This is a genomic window from Streptomyces sp. R11 (assembly GCF_041051905.1).
GTDB lineage: Bacteria > Actinomycetota > Actinomycetes > Streptomycetales > Streptomycetaceae > Streptomyces.
Genome location: NZ_CP163432.1, coordinates 1,161,859 through 1,178,321 on the forward strand (window position 1 = coordinate 1,161,859; position 16,463 = coordinate 1,178,321).

The following is a 16,463-nucleotide window of genomic DNA, read 5'->3' on the forward strand; positions in this document are numbered from 1 at the left end:
ACTCTTCGCCACCCTTCCCGACGATCCGGCCCTCGGGCAAGGAGGATGGGGGCATGGCGAAGAAGATGACCGATGAGGAATGGCGGGCGTTCGTCTCGCAGGGCACACGCACCGGAAAGCTGTCGACCGTGCGAGCCGACGGCAGTCCGCATGTGACGCCGATCTGGTTCGTGCTCGACGGGGAGGAGCTGGTGTTCAACACCGGCAAGTCGAGTGTCAAGGGGCGCAATCTGATCCGCGACGGCCGGCTCGCGCTGTGCGTGGACGACGACCGGCCGCCGTACGACTTCGTGGTGCTGCAGGGCCGCGCCCGGATTTCGGAGGATCTCGACGAGCTGCGGCACTGGGCGAGTCGTATCGGCGCGCGCTACATGGGCGAGGATCGCGCGGAGGAGTTCGGCTCCCGCAACGGCGTGCCGGGTGAACTCCTCGTCCGCGTCACGATCGACAAGGTCCTGGCGGAGAAGAGCGTCGCCGAATAGCAGCGGCCCCAACGCCGATCGCAACGGGGGCCGACCGCGGCCGAGGCACCGGGGCGGCTTACGAAGCCTGCCGCACCCACGCAGCCAGTCAGCCCACCGAGTCGAGCAGCCGGGCGGTGTGCATCCGCCCGGCGTACTCGACGAGCCGGATCAGCACCTCCTTCCCCGAGTCGCGGTCCCGGGCGTCGCAGAGCACCACAGGCGTTCCCCGGTCCAGGTCGAGGGCGCGTGAGACGTCTTGTGCGCCGTAGGCCCGTGCTCCCGCGAAGCAGTTGACGGCCACGACGAACGGGATGTGCCGGTGCTCGAAGTAGTCCACTGCGGGGAAGCAGTCCTCCAGACGCCGGGTGTCCGCGAGGACCACCGCACCGAGGGCCCCCTGTGACAGTTCGTCCCACAGGAACCAGAAGCGGTCCTGGCCTGGTGTGCCGAAGAGGTAGAGGGACAGGCCGGACCGGATCGTGATGCGCCCGAAGTCCATGGCGACCGTCGTGGTGACCTTGTGGTCCACGCCGTCGGTGTCGTCCACCCACTGCCCCGCTTCACTGAGCAGTTCCTCGGTGCGCAGCGGCCTGATCTCGCTCACCGCGCCCACCAGGGTGGTCTTGCCCACGCCGAATCCGCCGGCGACAAGTATCTTCAACGCCAGCGCGGTCTCGCCGTCGGTGGCGTCGGAGTGCTCGGAGACCATCGTTCACTTCTCTCGGGAGTGCCGGTATCGGTCGAGGTCACTGTGCGAAGTCAGCAGCATGACAACTGCGGCTGCCCTTCGTGGGATTGGACCGCTTTCTTGCCGCCTGGTTGCGAAATGTCATCTACAGCGCCCGCAATCCTTCGATCACCTCACGCAGAATCCGTTCGTCAGGAAGCTGTGCGGGCGGTACCGGACGGCTGACGGTGACGCAGCCGAGTTCCAGGAGGTCTCCCAGGAGCACCCTGACGACCCCTACGGGCAGATCGGCGCCTGCGGCGAGTTCCGCGACCGACTGGGTCTCCGGTCGGCAGAGCTCGATGAGGGCCCGGTGTTCCGGCCCGAGCGACGTGTCGTCGTCGGCAGCGGGCGCGGTGGCGTCCAGGGTGACAAGGGCGATCAGATCGAAGCGCACGCCCGTGGGGCCGGGTCTGGTGCGTCCGCCCGTCATGGCGTACGGACGGACAAGGGGCCCGGCCTCGCCGTCGTACCACTGGCTGCCCTGCTCGCGCGGGGCGCCCGTCGTGTCCTCGGTCATGTGCACGGACCGCCCTTCCGGCTCATCCCGCCGCGGGCGGTCGCGCGGCCGCGCGTGGCGGCGCGTAGAGGTGCTCGCCAACGCGCTTGACCAGGCGTGCCATCTCGTACGCCACCAGTCCGATGTCGGCGGTCACGGCGGTGAGGACAGCGAGACAGGAGCCGTCGCCCGCGGCCGCCACGAACAGGAAGGCGTCGTCCATCTCCACCATGGTCTGCCGCACGCCGCCGGCGCCGAAGTGCCGTCCGGTGCCCTTGGCCAGGCTGTGGAAGCCGGAGGCGACCGCGGCGAGGTGCTCGGCGTCCTCACGGCGTAGGTCGCTGGAGGCGCCCACAGCGAGCCCGTCGTTGGACAGCACCACGGCGTGCCGTACTTCGCCGACGCGCAGTACCAAGTCGTCCAGCAGCCAGTCGAGTTCACCGGACCGCTGGGCGGCCCTCGTGCTCGGATCCTGCATCATGCGGGGTCTCCTTCGCTGCTGTCGCTGCGGGATCTGGAATCGGGCGTGGCACCGCGACCGGGCTGCCTGCCGCCACCGCGCGCCCAGCCGTCGCGGTAGGCCGCCATGCGGTCCCGGACGAGTTCGGGGGTGCGATGGCCGTCGTCGTGGGAGGCGGTCGTCCGTGCCTGTTCGTCGGGGCGTCCCTCGCGCAGTTGGGGGGCGAGGTTTGCCTGCCGAACGCGGCGCGGGAGGTCGTCGGAGGCTTCGGAGTCGTCCGGGGGCCGGTGCAGTCGCAAGGTCGTGACTCCCGGGGGTGGGGTGTCGGTGTGGGGCTGCGCCGCGGCCGATGCGGGAGCCACCAGCGCGGGCCGGTCGGCGACCGCGTGGACGGCCTCCTGGGGAGGTTCGGCGGCGGGCACGCGCGCGTACCCGTGTTCGGCGTGCCGATCGGTGCCCGCCGGCTTCTCGGGGGAACGTTCCGCCGTGGCGTTGTGCAGCAGGGCCGTGGGCAGCAGGACGACCGCGGTGGTGCCACCGTAGGGCGAGGTGCGCAGGTGCACCTTGATGGCGTGCCGGGACGCGAGCCTGCTGACCACGAAGAGGCCGAGCCGGTCGCTGTCGAACAGGTCGAGCGCCTCGGACTGTTCGATGCGCCGGTTGGCCTCGGCGAGGGTCTCCTTGCCCATACCGAGGCCGCGGTCCTCGACCTCTACTGCATAGCCGTTGCCGACGGGCTCGCCGGTGATGCGCACCCGCGTGTGGGGAGGCGAGAACTGGGCGGCGTTCTCCACGATCTCGGCCAGCAGGTGGGTGAGGTCGGCGACGGCCGCGCCGATGACGAACGCCTCGGGGAGCTGGCGTACCTCAACGCGCGCGTAGTCCTCGACTTCGGATACGGCGGCGCGGACCACGTTCGTCAGGGACACCGGCATCCGCCAGGCCCGCCCGGGCGCCGCCCCGGAGAGGATGATCAGGCTCTCGGCGTGGCGTCGCATGCGGGTGGTGAGGTGGTCCAGCCGGAAGAGGTCGCTGAGTTCGTTCGGGTCGTCGGAGCGCCGCTCCATGCTGTCCAGCAGGCTCAGTTGGCGGTGCACGAGGACCTGACTGCGGCGGGCGAGGTTGACGAAGACGCCGGAGATGCCGCTGGCGAGTTCGGCGCGCTCGACGGCGGCCCGGAGCGCGGCTCGGTGGACGGTGCCCAGGGCCTCGCCGACCTGACCGGTCTCGTCCTCGGCGGGCGGTCCGGGCGGTGCCTCGGCCCGGATGTCGATGTCCTCGCCGGCGCGCAGCTTCCGCATGGCCTCGGGGAGTTTGCGCCGGGCGATCTCCAGGGCACTGTTGCGCAGACTCACCAGCTCGACGACAAGGCCGCGGCCGATGCGGACGGAGATCACGAGTGAGGCGGCCACTGCGGCGAGACCGAGGAGCACGGCGGCACCGGCCGGGGTCAGCAGACCGCGGGTGAACGGGTCGGCACGATCCGCGACACCGCGCCCGGCGTCCTGCTCGATCGTCCGCATCGCGTCCTGCACGCGTGCGTGTGCCTGGCCCCAAGTGGCCTCCCCAGCTGCGTCGATCGCCCGCGCCCCCGGTGCGGTGGCCAGGACCCTGTCCTCGACTGCGACCACGGCCGCGTAGGCGCTGCCGTCTGCGAGGCTCTGCCAGGCACCGCCTTCCGGGCCACGCAGGTCGGCGACGGCCGCCTCGATGAGGGTGCGGCGGGTGTCGACGGCGCCGGTGAACAGCCGCAGCCGCTCGCCGTCGAGGCGCCCGGCCAGACGTGCGCTGTCCAGCACCACGTCCTCTTGGGCCAACGCCTCGCCCGCGCGGGCGAATTCGAGCAGCACGCGCGCGTCGGAGCCGAGTTCGGCGTCCTGGATACCGGTGAGCGCACCGCCCACCGAGAACGCGCTCGCGATGGTCGTTGTGTACCGTCCGTACGCCTCGTCCCAGCCCGCGCGGCGGTCGAGAACGGCATTTCGCACGGAGCTCAGTTGCTCGGCGCCGCTGACGAAGGCCTCGAGTCGCCGGGCGACTCCGGCGGGCAGTTCCTCGCCGTCGGCGACCGTGTTGCGGTCGCCGAGTCGCAGCCGCGCCACCGCCTTGTCGGTGTCCTGCGCGAGCTTCTTGAGGTCGTCGCCCTGTCCGGCGGACGGGTCGGTCGCGTAGCGCACGGCGGCCTCGCGTTCGGCCTGCAGGGCAGCGACGGCGGTTGCGGTGGGCGTCCTGACCACGGAGTCGACGCGCTGCAACTGGCGCAGCCTTGAGACGTCCTGGGCGGTCGTGACGGTGGCGTAGGCCCACAGGGCCAGCAGCGAGACGACCGGCACCATCAGCAGGCAGACGATCTTGGCGCGGACGGTGCGCGGCCGAATGCGCCAGCGCTCCGCGCGCTTGGGTATGTCGTCGGGCGGCACGCCCAGGGTCTCGTCCGGGCCTTCGTCGGCCGGCGGTCCGGCATGGGCGCGGCGACCGCGCGCGGGGGGCGGTGACGGCGTCCCGGCGCCGGCTGCGGTGGTCCTACGGGGTGTACGCATGGCCTCCTCGCTCGGAAGTGGTTCGGGGCGTGTCTTCCCTGGCCGTCGCCGGTCCGGCCCCGCCACTAGCCGGCGACGCTCTCGACCGATCCCTGAGCCGACGCTGATGCCGCACGCTCCCCCGTGGTGGGCGACAGCGCGACGAAGGCGGAGGTCAGGAAGAGGTAGGACCCGAGGCCGACGGCGAGGGGGAAGATGAACTGCATCGCCGTGGCCCCGGGCAGGACCTCACCGGCGGGCGTGACGTCCACGCTGACCGCGAACATCCCGGTGTAGTGCATGCTGCTGACCGCCGCACCCATGATCAGGGAGGCGATGGTGACAGCGACGGGCGACTTGATGTTGAGCGCCGCCCACAGGGCCGCCGTCGCCGCGACGACGGCGATCAGGACGGACACTCCGACGAGGACGGGGTCATAGGTGACGTCGCCATGGAGTCGTACGGCGGCCATGCCCAGGTAGTGCATGCTCGCGACGCCGAGCCCGGTGGTGAGCCCGCCGAGGAAGAGCGCGCGGGTCCGGTCGCGGCCGTATCCGACCGCGAAGACGCCTGCGCAGACGACGGCCATGGCGACAAGGAGGCTGACGATGGTGAGCGGCACGTCGTAGCGGATGTCGGTGCCGCTGACGCTGAAGCCCAGCATGGCCACGAAGTGCATGGTCCAGATGCCGGTGCCGATCGCCGATGCAGCGGTGATGAGCCAGTTGCGGCGCGACCGGCCGCTGGCGCCGAGGGCGCGGACGGTGCAGCGAAGCCCTAGCGCGGCGCCTATGCACGCCATCGCGTACGACAGTACGGGGGTCAGCCAGCCGAGGGCGGCGTGGTCCAGGTGTCCCATGGCCCCGGGACGCTAGCCGGGGCAGGGGCGCGCGCGAGGGGCGCATTTCGAAAGCTGTTGGAATATGACACGGAGATGCAGCGGAACGATCGCGTCACGCTCGAACGTGTGCACAGCGGCGTCATCCGTGCCAGTGAGAGATCATGCGGAACATGAGCGACGACCACACACATGTGCAGGAATTCTTCGGGACCCGCGCCGCCGACTGGGACAGTCGGTTCCCCGACGACGGGCCCGCCTACGCGGACGCGGCCGCCGCGCTCGGACTGCGTGAGGGGGATCGCGTGCTCGACGCGGGCTGCGGCACCGGGCGCGCCCTGCCGCCGCTGCGTGCCGCCGTGGGACCCTCGGGAGTGGTCCTCGGGGCCGATCTGACCCCGGCCATGCTGGACGCGGCCGCACGGGCAGGGCGCGACGCGGACGGGCAGTTGCTGCTCGCCGACGTGGCCGCGCTGCCGCTGCGGTCCGAGTCGCTCGACGCCGTGTTCGCGGCCGGCCTCATCGCGCACCTGCCCGATCCGGCGCAGAACTTGCGGGAGTTGGCACGTGTGGTGCGCCCCGGCGGCACGCTCGCGCTGTTCCACCCGATCGGCAGAGCGGCGCTGGCGGCACGCCAGGGCAGGCAGATCACCCCGGACGACCTGCGGGCCGAGCCCAACCTCCGAGCACTGCTGGCGGGGTCGGGGTGGCAGATGACGTCGTACGTCGACGAGGACGAACGTTTCCTGGCGCTGGCCGTACGGGATTCCTGAGCTCTCAGCCCTACCCGGCGACGGCCGCCACGAAGGCGTCCGGGTTGTCGAGCATGACATTGTGGCCGGCACCGGGCACGGTCAGCACTCGGACGCCCGCGGCCTCCAGGGCTTCACTGCTCGGGAGTTCACCGCTGAGCTCGCCCTGTAGGTACACGCGGTCGATCGTCAGTGCTTCGAGGATGTCGCGCATGATCGGCTCGGAACCGCGCCGCAGACCCACGGCGCTGCGGTGCAGTGCGCGCGGGTCGGCCAAGCGCATGGTCGCAGCCCACAGGGGCCCCACCGCTTCCAGCACGCGCGCGTGCCCCTCACCGACGAACTCCTCCTCTCCGTATGCCGTGATCCACGCGCTCCCCGCACTGGGCGGAGGCGAGGCGTCGAGGTTGGCCTCGGTGAGCACCAGCCGGGAAACGAGGTCGGGCCGTCGGTGGGCCAGCACAATGGCCACGGATCCACCCATGCTGTGCGCGATCAGTTCCGCGCCGCGCACCCCCGCCGCGTCCAGAGCCGCGGCCAGGGCGTCGGCGTGGTCCTCCAGCCGGTAGCCGAAGGCTTCGGGCCGGTCACTGATGCCGTGCCCCGGCAAATCGACGAACAGACTCCGTCGCCCTGTGAGTTCGGACCGGGCTGCGATATGGGCGTGGTACACGGAGGAGACCGACCCCAGCCCGTGAACGTACACACGCGCGGGTTCCTCTCCCGGCGCCTCCGTCCAGCGGATACAGCTGCCCTTGCCGTCGAACTCGGCCTGCCTCATCACGTCCTCCTGGGTACCTGGTCGGCCACGCCTTGCCGACTTCGTCATAGCGACGAGCCCAACGATATACATCGCAGTCGATGTATCAACACTTTGATGTATGCCGGGTTGGATGTACAACGGATGTGAGCGAGAATGTCAGGATGCTGGAGCTCGCCATCCTCGGATTCCTCTGCGACACCCCGCTCCACGGCTATGAGCTGCGCAAGCGCCTCACGGCGCTGACAGGGCACGTGAAACCGGTCGCAGAGAGCACGCTGTACCCAGCCATCAAGCGGCTGGAGAAGGCCGGCCTGCTCGCCCGCGCCACGGAGCCCGGGGCAGTGGCCGCTCCGCGTCACGTCCTGACGCTGACCCAAGGGGGCCGACAGGAACTGCGCCGCCGACTTGCCGAGCCCGAGCCGCGCGACATCAGCGACGAGAACCGGTGGTTCACGGTGCTTGCCTTCCTGCGACACCTGGACGACTCGGCCGCCCAGTCGACGGTACTGCGACGCCGACTGGCCTTCCTCGAAGAGCCCGCGAGCTTCTTCTACGACGGTGACCGGCCCCTTGGCGCCGAGGAGTTGGACGATCCCTTCCGGCGCGGCATCCTGACCATCGCGCGGGCCACCTCCCGGGCCGAACTCAGATGGCTGCGCGAGACGATCGCCTCACTCGACGGCTGACGAGCCGATGTTCCGCGCTGGGCAGCCGCGGACGCCAGACGTCGGGCGGGTGCCGAGATCTTCGATCCTGAAGCCGTTCGGGTAACCCTTGATCTCCCAGTTCTGCCGCGCGAAGTGCGGCACCCGGCGCGGCGGCAGCAGACGCACCGCGCGGCCACGCGCGCGTACCGCTCGTCGCACGAGGGTGCGGGTGGCCGCGCTCGGCGTCGGATAACGGAAGGCGCGCAGGAGCGAGTCGTCGAGCAAGGCGAGCGTCGAGGTGCGCAGCAGGGGGGCGAGGGGGCGCGGATACCAGGAGGCCATCAGGTCGAGCGTCGCGTCCGAGACCCGCCGCGCGTCCTCGTCCCAGCCGAAGTGGGCCTCCTCGTAGGCGTCGAGACAGGCCTCGAACTCCTCATAGGACTCGGGGACGCCCTTGATGCCCATGTGCGCGCCCAACGTGCCGTAGTGGACGGTGGAGGCGACGATCTCGTGGCGCGAGAGCCTGCGCCAGCCGTAGGCATCGATCCAACGCCGGGGCATGACCACGAACGTGGACAGGACGTACCGCATGTCGTCGTTGCTGATGTCGTAGCTGCCGTGCATCTGGTTGATCCGACGGATCGCCGTGCGACCCTGCTCGCTGTCGAAGCCGTGCTCAATGACGGCACCCAGGAGCAGCGAGGTGTCGTCGTAGCGCTTCTGTGTGCGGTCGGTCAGCTCGGCCGTCTCGGCGAGCAGCCGGCCGATGGCGGGCACGGCGTACGTGCGGTACAGCGCGAGCTCGAGCGCACGCGTGAAGTCCCAGGGGAATTCGTACGCCGAGGTGAGCCGGTAGATCTCCGAAGCTTCGCGGAACGGGTCCATCCGCCGGATCTGTTCGAGCCGCTCGAAGCGCTTCACCGTGCTGTCCCCCTTCTGTCGCCGAGGCTCCAACTCTACGTTGAGTAGTGCAAGATGGACGATCAGTCACGCAGGGGGAAGGTGGTCACTATGTGGGGCAGGGTGCGCGAGTTGTGTGCGAGAGTTCTCCGCTCCTTTCGCACGGAGGCGGACACCGGCAAGGACAGGCGCGCACACAACCTCTTCGAGGCCGCCGCCGTGTACGTGTCGGCCCGCGCGGAGGACGACCAGGAGCAGATCGACGAGGCCGCCGGCTGGGTGTCTCCGGAGGCGCTGTCGTTCGGGGTGAGCGAGCTGGCGTGCCGGGCCGTCATCGCGCTCGCCCGGGAACGCGACGAGTCTCCGCAGGCCGTCGCCCGGACCCTCCTCGGACTCCCGGCGGCCTGACACCGCGGACGATCTCGGTCGATTCGCCCCGACCGGCCGGAAAACTGCAGCTCCGGGTGTGCCTGGGAGTCGTGACAAGCGGCTTCCGGTCGCACTAGGGTGCGCGCCGATGGACGAACCGATGGGGAGGCTGGGATGGCAGAGACGGACGAGGAGGCCGTCGCCGCCGCGGACGATGCGCTGTACGTGCTCACGGCGGTGCTGCTGACGCCGGCGAAGTTCCCGAGCGTGCTGGGCGACGACTACCCGGAGGCCTGCGCGGCGCTCGGTCTCGCACCGCTCGCCGACGGATACGGACTGGTCATCGGCCAGGACGGCGACGGCGCCCGGTGGACGGTCGTCATCGACGACGTCTCCCTGGTCGCGGTCGCCATCGCGTCCTGGGACTGCGGCATGGAGTACGACCTGTCGCCCGACGAACGTACGGTCGTGGCCGCGCTGGCCGGCTGGCCCCTCGCGGTCGCCGTCGCCGCCCCGAATGTGCCCGCCCCGCACGATCCCGACCCCGAGATCGCGGACGGTCCGCCACTCGCGCCGCCGGACACGAGCGTGTGGGGGCCGGCCCAGCGGCGCCTGGGCGCCGACGAGATCGCCCTGCAGTGGGCGATGTGGCGCGAGCAGATCGACGACGCCGACTTCGCGACTCCGGGCGCCGGGGCGGACACCGCCGAGGGCCAGGTGCGAGAAGCCGAAGAGAAGGCCGAGAAGATCGAAAAGACCGAGCAGCAGGGCGGCCACAGCGGTATCCGGCGGGTGCTCGCGGAGGCACGCGCGTACGTGGAGTCCCCGCCGCCCCTCGGTCGCGTCCGGTCCTCCTTCGCCTCGGGCGACGCGAGGACCCTGCGCGCGGACGGCCCCGGCTGGTCGCTGGTCGCCAGGACCGACGACATCGCTTTCGTGCTCCTCGACGACGAGCCCGGCGAGGTCCTGCCGGTGGGCCGCGGTGCGGAGCTGCCCGGTCTCCTGGAAGCGCTCGACAAGATGGCGGTACGCCCCTCCTGAGCTCTCACGAGCCCCTCCTGACCTGCGCCTCGGGCGGCACGACAGCACGCCCGACGGACCTGCCGGTGTCTGGTGACCCCATTCAGCGGCAGCGTCACATGTGGCCCCAACCCATGGATGGCCCGGCAACAGGACCGCACCATGAGGCAGCCTTCACGGCTCCGTTCCCTCATGTGCCCCTACCTTCTGCCAGGAGGCCGTCATGCGCCTGTCCCGAGGTGTTCCGCTCCTCACCGCCACCCTGCTGGCCGGCGTCCTCAGCTGGCCGACTCCTGTAGCGGCCACTGCAGTCGGCGAGCAGCACTGCGCCCGCCAGGAACGCATACGAGTGCCCGGCGCGGCCTTCCAGCAGAGCGCTTGCCTTCCGGATCTGACCACGTCGGGGCTCGCCGGCACCCCTTACACCGACATGGCCGACCAGGCCGGGCTCACGGCACGGGGCACCCGGACCCCGACCGGGGTGCCCGGTATTCAGATCGACGGCTACTTCCCGGACTCCTCCCGCTTCAACGCCACACACGGGTGGCGTCACGACGCACAGTTCGTGATCCGGCTCCCGGACCGCTGGAACGGCGGGCTGGTCGTCACCGGCGCCCCCGGCACCCGCAGGCAGTACGCGACGGACACGGCGATCTCCGACCAAGTGCTCGCGCTGGGCTACGCCTACGCGGCGACCGACAAGGGCAACAACGGCTCCGACTTCTACCGCGACGGCAAGCGGCCCGGCGACGCGGTCGCCGAGTGGAACGCGCGCACCACTCAGCTCACCCGAGCCGCCCGCAAGGCGGTGGCCCAGCGCTACGGGCAGGCTTCCCGTCGTACCTACATGACCGGCATCTCCAACGGCGGCTACCTCACCCGCTGGCAGCTGGAGAACCATCCCGAGCTGTACGACGGTGGCGTGGACTGGGAGGGCGCCCTGTGGACCGCGGACGGCCCCAACCTGCTCACCTCTGTGCCCACCGCTGTGGCACGCATGCTCGGCTCCGCTCGGGACGAGGACCTGTACGCGGCCGGCTTCGCGCGCGGCTCCGAATTTCTGTGGCCCTACCACGAGCAGGCCTACTGGGGCGTCACGCAGAAGATCTACCGCGCCGAGTTCGACCCGGCATACGACCCCGGCTGTCCCGGCCCGTCCGCCGGGACCACGCCGGAGCAGATCCTGGCACCGTGCGCCTCCGATGCCACGTACGACTACGCGTTGCGCCCGGAGTCGGTCCGTCGCGCCGTGGCCCGCGTCTCTTTGACCGGGCGCATCGGCAGACCGCTGATCACGCTGCACGGCGATCTGGACGCGCTGTTGCCGAAGGCGGCCGACTCGGACGTGTACGCGCGCATGGTCGACGCGAGCGGGCGGGGTCCACTGCACCGGTACTTCACGATCGCGGGCGGCACGCATGTCGACGGGCTGTACGACACCTATCCGGACCGGCTCCGGCCGATCCTGCCCTGCTACCGGTCGGCGTTCGACACGCTGGTCGCGTGGGTGGAGCGGGGCGCCCGACCGCCCGCGGACCATACCGTCGGCAGGCCCGCGAGCGGCGATGTGCTCAATTCCTGCGCGCTGTCCACCCCGGTCGCACCGACGGCCGGGCAATGATCAGCGACCGAGTTCCTTGCGCGTGGCGCGGCGCAGCCTGCGCCGCTGTGACGGATCGAGCGTGAGGTACGCGGCGGCCGGGACTCCCAGGACTATCAGGAGCGCGGCCCACCAGGGCAGCCAGATCAACAGGATGAGACCGGCCGCCACACCTCCCGCGGCGATCTTCGCGTTCTTCGACATGTGCGTCGCCTCCTTCGCGGCCACTGCCGCTCTCTGTCCTGAAAACGGGCCCGCGCTTCCAGCGGTTCCGAACCGCGACCCTGAGACGACCCTGAGGTACGGCCCCTACTGGTCGCGGAGATCCGGTGACGACCGATGTCGGATGCGCCTTGCCCGGTGGCCAATGCCGACGCCCGACGCCCGACGGCCAGTGTCGATGTCCGTTGCCCGATCGACGCGCCGGATCCCGCACAAGAGGGATACCCACGCCCACCGGAGAGTGACCCAGATCATAGATCTGGCATTTCGGGTAGGCCACCGATTGCTGTACCCTCGGCCACTCGATCCTGAGTAGTCAAATTTGAGGAGCCTGCAGAGCTGTGCCGAGGCTTTCCAAGGCAACACCCTCCGAGATCTCCGACCTGGCCGACTGCTGCGCCGTGTTCGTACCAGGTGACCCGGCCCGCACCGGCCGGGTCGCCTTCTGGCGAGCCGACGGGGGCACTGTTCCGCTCGCCGCAGCAGGATCCGCCGAGGAGCTGGCCATCGAGGACCTGACCGCAGCCCTGCCCGGCGAGGACGGTGTCGAGCTGGTGAGCGTGCCGGCCGTCCTGGTGCCGGTACGCGCCGCCCTGCCTGTGCTCACGCGTGCGCGTGCGTCCGCGCAGGCTCACCGAGCGGGCGTCTTCTGGGGCACGGCGACCGTACTCGCCCTGCAACTCGTGGCTCGCGGATTGCTCCTGCCCGGCCTTTCGGCGGACGATCAAGACGCCTGGCGTGCCGGTCCCCTGCGCCCCGAGGACGTCGAACGCGTTCGGGCCCTTGCCGCCGCGATGCCTCCCGAGGCGCATGCAGTGCCGCTGGGGAACGTGGAGCCGCTGATGCTTCCGGATCCGGAGCGGCTGCTGCGGGCCTTCCTGGACGCGGTCGCCGACGCACTGCCCCGCTCCCCCGCGGCGAAGCTCGTCACGGGCGGTCCCGCCTACGCGGCCCGGGAGCCACAGCACCTGCCCGAACAGCGCGCATGGGCCGCAGATGTCGCCGCGGGCCACGACGCGGGCGTACGGCTCTCCCTGCGGCTCGAGGTGCCCGGCCTCGCTACGGCACCGCAGGATGGCGCAGCGCTGTCATTCCGGGCGGTGCTGCAGCTGCACAGCGTGCGTGATCCGGCGCTGGTCGCAGACGCCGCCGACGTATGGGCGGGGTCCGGCGCTTTCGGCCCACGCGCGAGGCTGGATGCCCTGCTGGCACTGCGCCGCGCGGCTCGCGCCTGGGCGCCGCTCACGCCGCTGCTCTCGGCGGCTGTGCCGGACGCGGTGGAACTGGCCGACGACGAGGTGACCGACCTCCTTCAGGAGGGCGCTCGGGCCCTCGCCGGAGCCGGCGTCGATGTGCACTGGCCCAAGGAGCTGACCCGCAACCTCACCGCCCGCGCGGTGATCGGCCCGCCGGACGAGGAGTCCGCGCCGGGCAAGGTGTCCTCGGACACCCCGTCGTTCCTGGCCGCCGACGCGCTGCTCGCCTTCAACTGGTGGTTCGCGCTGGGCGACCAGCGGCTCACCCGCGAGGAGCTGGACCGACTGGCCGAAGCGAACCGCCCCGTGGTGCGGCTGCGCGACCAGTGGGTCCTCGTCGACCCTCAGGAGGTGCTCCGCGCCCGCGCGCACCAGGACCACAAAGTGACGCCCATCGACGCGCTCGGCGCCGCGCTGACGGGCACCACCGAGGTGGACGGCCGCCAGGTGGAGGTCCGGCCCACGGGCTGGCTGGCGGAGCTGCGCGAGCGCCTCGCGGACCCGGAGGGGCAGGAGCCGGTGGCCCAGCCTGCGGCGCTCGCGGCCACACTGCGGGACTACCAGAGGCGCGGCCTGAACTGGCTGGCCCGGATGACGTCCCTCGGCCTGGGCTGTTGCCTGGCCGATGACATGGGTCTCGGCAAGACGATCACGCTCATCGCGCTGCATCTGCACCGGCAGTCCGACGCCTCGTCCGCCGGCCCGACGCTGGTCGTGTGTCCGACCTCCCTGATGGGCAACTGGCAGCGCGAGATCGAGAAGTTCGCCCCCGGCACGCGCGTGCGCCGCTTCCACGGGTCACAGCGTGACCTGGAGGCCCTGGCGGACGGGGAGTTCGTGCTCACCACGTACGGCACGATGCGGCTGGACGCGCGTCGGCTCGCCGAGGTGCCGTGGGGCATGGTCGTGGCGGACGAGGCCCAACACGTGAAGAACCCGTACTCGGCGACCGCGCGGGAGCTGCGCTCGATCGGCGCGCACGCGCGCGTGGCGCTCACCGGCACCCCTGTGGAGAACAACCTGTCGGAACTGTGGGCGATCCTCGACTGGACGACGCCCGGCCTGCTGGGCCGCCTCGGCACCTTCCGCGCGCGCTACGCCCAGGCCGTCGAGGGCGCCCAGGACCCGGCTGCCGCGGAGCGTCTCGCCCGGCTCGTACGCCCGTTCCTGCTGCGCCGGCGCAAGTCGGATCCGGGGATCGCGCCGGAGCTCCCGCCGAAGACGGAGACCGATCGCGCCGTGTCCCTCACCATGGAGCAGACGGGTCTGTACGAGGCAGTGGTCCGCGAGACGCTCGCCGAGATCTCCGGCGCCGACAGCATGGCGCGGCGCGGCCTGATCGTGAAGCTCCTGACGGGCCTGAAGCAGATCTGCAACCACCCGGCGCAATTCCTCAAGGAGGAGCGGCCGAGGATCGCCGGGCGCTCGGGGAAGCTGGAGCTGCTGGACGAGTTGCTCGACACCATCCTCTCCGAGGGGGCGAGCGTCCTGGTCTTCACGCAGTACGTGCGCATGGGACGCCTCATCGAACAGCATCTGGCTGCTCGTGGCATGCCCTCGCAGTTCCTGCACGGCGGAACACCGGTTGCCGAGCGTGAGGCCTTGGTGCGCCGCTTCCAGGACGGTGAAGTGCCCGTCTTCCTGCTGTCCTTGAAGGCCGCGGGAACCGGCCTGAACCTCACGCGCGCCGAGCATGTCGTGCACTACGACCGCTGGTGGAACCCCGCGGTCGAGGCGCAGGCCACCGACCGGGCGTACCGCATCGGCCAGACCCGGCCCGTACAGGTGCACCGGCTGATCGCCGAGGGAACCATCGAGGACCGTATCGCCGAAATGCTGAGCCGCAAGCGGAAGCTGGCGGACGCGGTGCTCGGCGCAGGCGAGGCGGCGCTCACGGAGCTGACGGACGCGGAGCTGGCCGATCTGGTGGAACTGCGAGGGGGCGCCCGATGACCCGACACGACGGTGACATGGAGCGCACGTTCGCCGCGCTGCCGCCCGCGCATGGGCGGGGATTCGCACAGACGTGGTGGGGACAGGCCTGGCTGCAGGCACTGGAGGAGTCGGCACTGGACTCGGGGCAGCTCAAAGCGGGCCGCAGGCTCGCGCGCGCGGGAGCGGTCGGCGCGGTGTCGGTGCGCCCCGGCCGCATCACAGCGGTTGTGCAGGGCCGCGACCGTACGGCGCACCGGGCCGACGTGCTGCTGGAGGAACTGTCCGCGGAACAGTGGGACCGCTTCCTGGACATGGCCGTCGAGCGGGCCGGGCATGTCGCCGCGCTACTGGACCGCGACATGCCGCCGCATCTGGTGGAGGACGCGGCCGCCAGGGGCATCGAACTGCTGCCGGGCATGGGCGATCTGGAGCCCGAGTGCGGCTGCGGCGCCTGGGACCACTGCGGGCACACAGCGGCCCTCTGCTACCAGGTGGCACGGCTGTTGGACCAGGACCCCTTCGTCCTGCTCCTGATGCGCGGACGGGGCGAGCGCGACCTCCTGGACGACCTGCAGGCCCGCAGCGCCGCCCCCGCGACTCCTTCGTCCGAGGCGTCCACCCCGCCCGAGGCGCAGGGCGTGGATGCCGCTGAGGCGTATGCGACCGGCGACATCCTGCCGCCGCTGCCCACTCTGCCCGAGTTGCCCGCTGAGCCGGGAGTGCCGCCGTCCTTGGACACCGAGACGCCTCCCGCGCCCGGTGTCGACCCGGCTGCCTTGGAGTTCCTGGCTGCCCGGACCGCGGCCGAAGCGCACCGCATGCTCGCGGAGGCGCTGCGGCCGGGTCCGGGACAGCAGGTCGTGGAAGCGGAGTTGACGCTCGACCAGGATGCTGTGCGCTTCGCCGCAGGTGCCCCTGGCGCCGACGTCGCGGAGCGGCTGGCCGACGGATCGGGACGCGGCCGGGAAGGGCTGGCGACGGCCGTAAGCGCCTGGCAACTCGGAGGAGTCGTCGCGCTGTCCGTGCTCGACGAGGAGTGGACCGTCGAGGGCGAAACGCTCGCACGCGCGCGTGCTGCCCTCGACTCAGCCTGGGACGAGGACGAACGGCCGTCGCTGCGGGCGAAGGGCAACCGCTGGACGGTCGTCGGCGCGCCGCGTCAGCTACGCCTGGGGCCGGACGGGCGCTGGTGGCCGTACCGCAAGGAGGGGAGCCGTTGGGTGCCCTCAGGGGGCCCTGCACATGATCCGGCAACGGCTCTTGCCTCGACACAGGTTGGGGCCGAGGAGGCGCAGCCTTAGGTCATGCCGGAAGGCCCGGACTAGTGCCCGTCCTGTAGCACGACTGGGCACCGGCACCCCGGACAGCCGTCGATGCGGCAAACGAGCACGGCTGTTGGGAAAGTTCGGTCTCCTTCGAGCGAGGTCGCCTCGAAGGAGACCGACCTCGGCTCGACGAGTGGCCGTCGCCCCGCGTTCATGCCGGAGTCGC

16 protein-coding genes are annotated in these 16,463 nt (G+C 71.1%); 8 read left to right on the forward strand and 8 right to left on the reverse strand.

Annotated elements, in window-relative coordinates:
* Positions 1 to 53: 53 nt before the first annotated feature.
* Positions 54 to 482 carry a PPOX class F420-dependent oxidoreductase gene (locus AB5J55_RS05315; RefSeq protein WP_369269538.1) on the forward strand — a complete coding sequence of 143 codons (429 nt, stop codon included), beginning with the start codon at positions 54 to 56 and terminating at the stop codon, positions 480 to 482.
* An 88-nt stretch (positions 483 to 570) separates the two neighbouring features.
* On the opposite strand, the gene AB5J55_RS05320 is transcribed toward AB5J55_RS05315, so the two are convergent.
* The 5 genes from AB5J55_RS05320 to AB5J55_RS05340 all read right to left on the reverse strand — a co-directional run bounded on the left by AB5J55_RS05320 (position 571) and on the right by AB5J55_RS05340 (position 5,529).
* Positions 571 to 1,173: an ATP/GTP-binding protein gene (locus AB5J55_RS05320; RefSeq protein ID WP_369269539.1), complete on the reverse strand. Its 603-nt coding sequence runs from the start codon at positions 1,171 to 1,173 to the stop codon at positions 571 to 573.
* 124 nt (positions 1,174 to 1,297) lie between these two features.
* Entirely contained in the window at positions 1,298 to 1,711 is a 414-nt protein-coding gene (locus AB5J55_RS05325) for a DUF742 domain-containing protein (RefSeq protein WP_369269540.1), read from the reverse strand.
* Positions 1,712 to 1,733: 22 nt separating this feature from the next.
* Complete coding sequence (locus AB5J55_RS05330) at positions 1,734 to 2,171, reverse strand: roadblock/LC7 domain-containing protein (protein WP_369269541.1); 438 nt, start codon at positions 2,169 to 2,171, stop codon at positions 1,734 to 1,736.
* Complete coding sequence (locus AB5J55_RS05335) at positions 2,168 to 4,690, reverse strand: nitrate- and nitrite sensing domain-containing protein (RefSeq protein ID WP_369269542.1); 2,523 nt, start codon at positions 4,688 to 4,690, stop codon at positions 2,168 to 2,170. The genes AB5J55_RS05330 and AB5J55_RS05335 overlap by 4 nt, the downstream gene beginning before the upstream one ends.
* 65 nt (positions 4,691 to 4,755) lie before the next feature.
* Positions 4,756 to 5,529: an MHYT domain-containing protein gene (locus AB5J55_RS05340; RefSeq protein WP_369269543.1), complete on the reverse strand. Its 774-nt coding sequence runs from the start codon at positions 5,527 to 5,529 to the stop codon at positions 4,756 to 4,758.
* 152 nt (positions 5,530 to 5,681) lie between these two features.
* On the opposite strand from AB5J55_RS05340, the gene AB5J55_RS05345 reads away from it, so the two are divergent.
* A complete protein-coding gene (locus AB5J55_RS05345) occupies positions 5,682 to 6,281 on the forward strand; it encodes a class I SAM-dependent methyltransferase (protein ID WP_369269544.1) in 600 nt (199 codons plus the stop codon).
* 10 nt (positions 6,282 to 6,291) lie between these two features.
* Here the strand turns inward: AB5J55_RS05345 and AB5J55_RS05350 are convergent, their stop codons facing one another.
* Positions 6,292 to 7,041 (reverse strand): alpha/beta fold hydrolase, encoded by a 750-nt coding sequence (locus AB5J55_RS05350; RefSeq protein ID WP_369269545.1) that lies wholly within the window; start codon positions 7,039 to 7,041, stop codon positions 6,292 to 6,294.
* Positions 7,042 to 7,184: 143 nt separating this feature from the next.
* Here AB5J55_RS05350 and AB5J55_RS05355 point away from each other — a divergent pair, with 143 nt between their 5' ends.
* Positions 7,185 to 7,709, forward strand: coding sequence for a PadR family transcriptional regulator (locus AB5J55_RS05355; protein ID WP_369269546.1), 525 nt, complete (start codon positions 7,185 to 7,187; stop codon positions 7,707 to 7,709).
* Here the strand turns inward: AB5J55_RS05355 and AB5J55_RS05360 are convergent.
* Entirely contained in the window at positions 7,695 to 8,591 is an 897-nt protein-coding gene (locus AB5J55_RS05360; protein WP_369269547.1) for an oxygenase MpaB family protein, read from the reverse strand. The genes AB5J55_RS05355 and AB5J55_RS05360 overlap by 15 nt on opposite strands.
* Before the next feature lie 90 nt (positions 8,592 to 8,681).
* On the opposite strand from AB5J55_RS05360, the gene AB5J55_RS05365 reads away from it, so the two are divergent.
* From AB5J55_RS05365 to AB5J55_RS05375, 3 genes are all read left to right on the forward strand, one after another.
* Positions 8,682 to 8,978 carry a hypothetical protein gene (locus AB5J55_RS05365; protein ID WP_369276099.1) on the forward strand — a complete coding sequence of 99 codons (297 nt, stop codon included), beginning with the start codon at positions 8,682 to 8,684 and terminating at the stop codon, positions 8,976 to 8,978.
* 135 nt (positions 8,979 to 9,113) lie between these two features.
* Positions 9,114 to 9,980: a hypothetical protein gene (locus AB5J55_RS05370; protein WP_369269548.1), complete on the forward strand. Its 867-nt coding sequence runs from the start codon at positions 9,114 to 9,116 to the stop codon at positions 9,978 to 9,980.
* Between the two features lie 202 nt (positions 9,981 to 10,182).
* Positions 10,183 to 11,580, forward strand: coding sequence for a tannase/feruloyl esterase family alpha/beta hydrolase (locus AB5J55_RS05375; protein ID WP_369269549.1), 1,398 nt, complete (start codon positions 10,183 to 10,185; stop codon positions 11,578 to 11,580).
* Here AB5J55_RS05375 and AB5J55_RS05380 read toward each other — a convergent pair whose 3' ends face one another.
* Positions 11,581 to 11,763: a hypothetical protein gene (locus AB5J55_RS05380; RefSeq protein ID WP_062704261.1), complete on the reverse strand. Its 183-nt coding sequence runs from the start codon at positions 11,761 to 11,763 to the stop codon at positions 11,581 to 11,583.
* Between the two features lie 359 nt (positions 11,764 to 12,122).
* On the opposite strand from AB5J55_RS05380, the gene AB5J55_RS05385 reads away from it, so the two are divergent.
* Together AB5J55_RS05385 and AB5J55_RS05390 are read left to right on the forward strand one after the other, a co-directional pair.
* On the forward strand, positions 12,123 to 14,990 hold the full coding sequence (locus AB5J55_RS05385; RefSeq protein ID WP_369269550.1) for an SNF2-related protein: 2,868 nt from the start codon (positions 12,123 to 12,125) through the stop codon (positions 14,988 to 14,990).
* Positions 14,987 to 16,273, forward strand: coding sequence for an SWF or SNF family helicase (locus AB5J55_RS05390; protein WP_369269551.1), 1,287 nt, complete (start codon positions 14,987 to 14,989; stop codon positions 16,271 to 16,273). Before AB5J55_RS05385 ends, AB5J55_RS05390 begins: the two co-directional genes overlap by 4 nt.
* The last annotated feature ends 190 nt before the right edge of the window (positions 16,274 to 16,463 follow it).

What these genes read in the sequence shown, in the direction of transcription:
- AB5J55_RS05315 (WP_369269538.1), top strand. Translation starts at nt 54, where the DNA reads ATGGCGAAGAAGATGACCGATGAGGAATGGCGGGCGTTCGTCTCGCAG.
- AB5J55_RS05320 (WP_369269539.1), bottom strand. Translation starts at nt 1,173, where the DNA reads ATGGTCTCCGAGCACTCCGACGCCACCGACGGCGAGACCGCGCTGGCG.
- AB5J55_RS05325 (WP_369269540.1), bottom strand. Translation starts at nt 1,711, where the DNA reads ATGACCGAGGACACGACGGGCGCCCCGCGCGAGCAGGGCAGCCAGTGG.
- AB5J55_RS05330 (WP_369269541.1), bottom strand. Translation starts at nt 2,171, where the DNA reads ATGATGCAGGATCCGAGCACGAGGGCCGCCCAGCGGTCCGGTGAACTC.
- AB5J55_RS05335 (WP_369269542.1), bottom strand. Translation starts at nt 4,690, where the DNA reads ATGCGTACACCCCGTAGGACCACCGCAGCCGGCGCCGGGACGCCGTCA.
- AB5J55_RS05340 (WP_369269543.1), bottom strand. Translation starts at nt 5,529, where the DNA reads ATGGGACACCTGGACCACGCCGCCCTCGGCTGGCTGACCCCCGTACTG.
- AB5J55_RS05345 (WP_369269544.1), top strand. Translation starts at nt 5,682, where the DNA reads ATGAGCGACGACCACACACATGTGCAGGAATTCTTCGGGACCCGCGCC.
- AB5J55_RS05350 (WP_369269545.1), bottom strand. Translation starts at nt 7,041, where the DNA reads ATGAGGCAGGCCGAGTTCGACGGCAAGGGCAGCTGTATCCGCTGGACG.
- AB5J55_RS05355 (WP_369269546.1), top strand. Translation starts at nt 7,185, where the DNA reads ATGCTGGAGCTCGCCATCCTCGGATTCCTCTGCGACACCCCGCTCCAC.
- AB5J55_RS05365 (WP_369276099.1), top strand. Translation starts at nt 8,682, where the DNA reads ATGTGGGGCAGGGTGCGCGAGTTGTGTGCGAGAGTTCTCCGCTCCTTT.
- AB5J55_RS05370 (WP_369269548.1), top strand. Translation starts at nt 9,114, where the DNA reads ATGGCAGAGACGGACGAGGAGGCCGTCGCCGCCGCGGACGATGCGCTG.
- AB5J55_RS05375 (WP_369269549.1), top strand. Translation starts at nt 10,183, where the DNA reads ATGCGCCTGTCCCGAGGTGTTCCGCTCCTCACCGCCACCCTGCTGGCC.
- AB5J55_RS05380 (WP_062704261.1), bottom strand. Translation starts at nt 11,763, where the DNA reads ATGTCGAAGAACGCGAAGATCGCCGCGGGAGGTGTGGCGGCCGGTCTC.
- AB5J55_RS05390 (WP_369269551.1), top strand. Translation starts at nt 14,987, where the DNA reads ATGACCCGACACGACGGTGACATGGAGCGCACGTTCGCCGCGCTGCCG.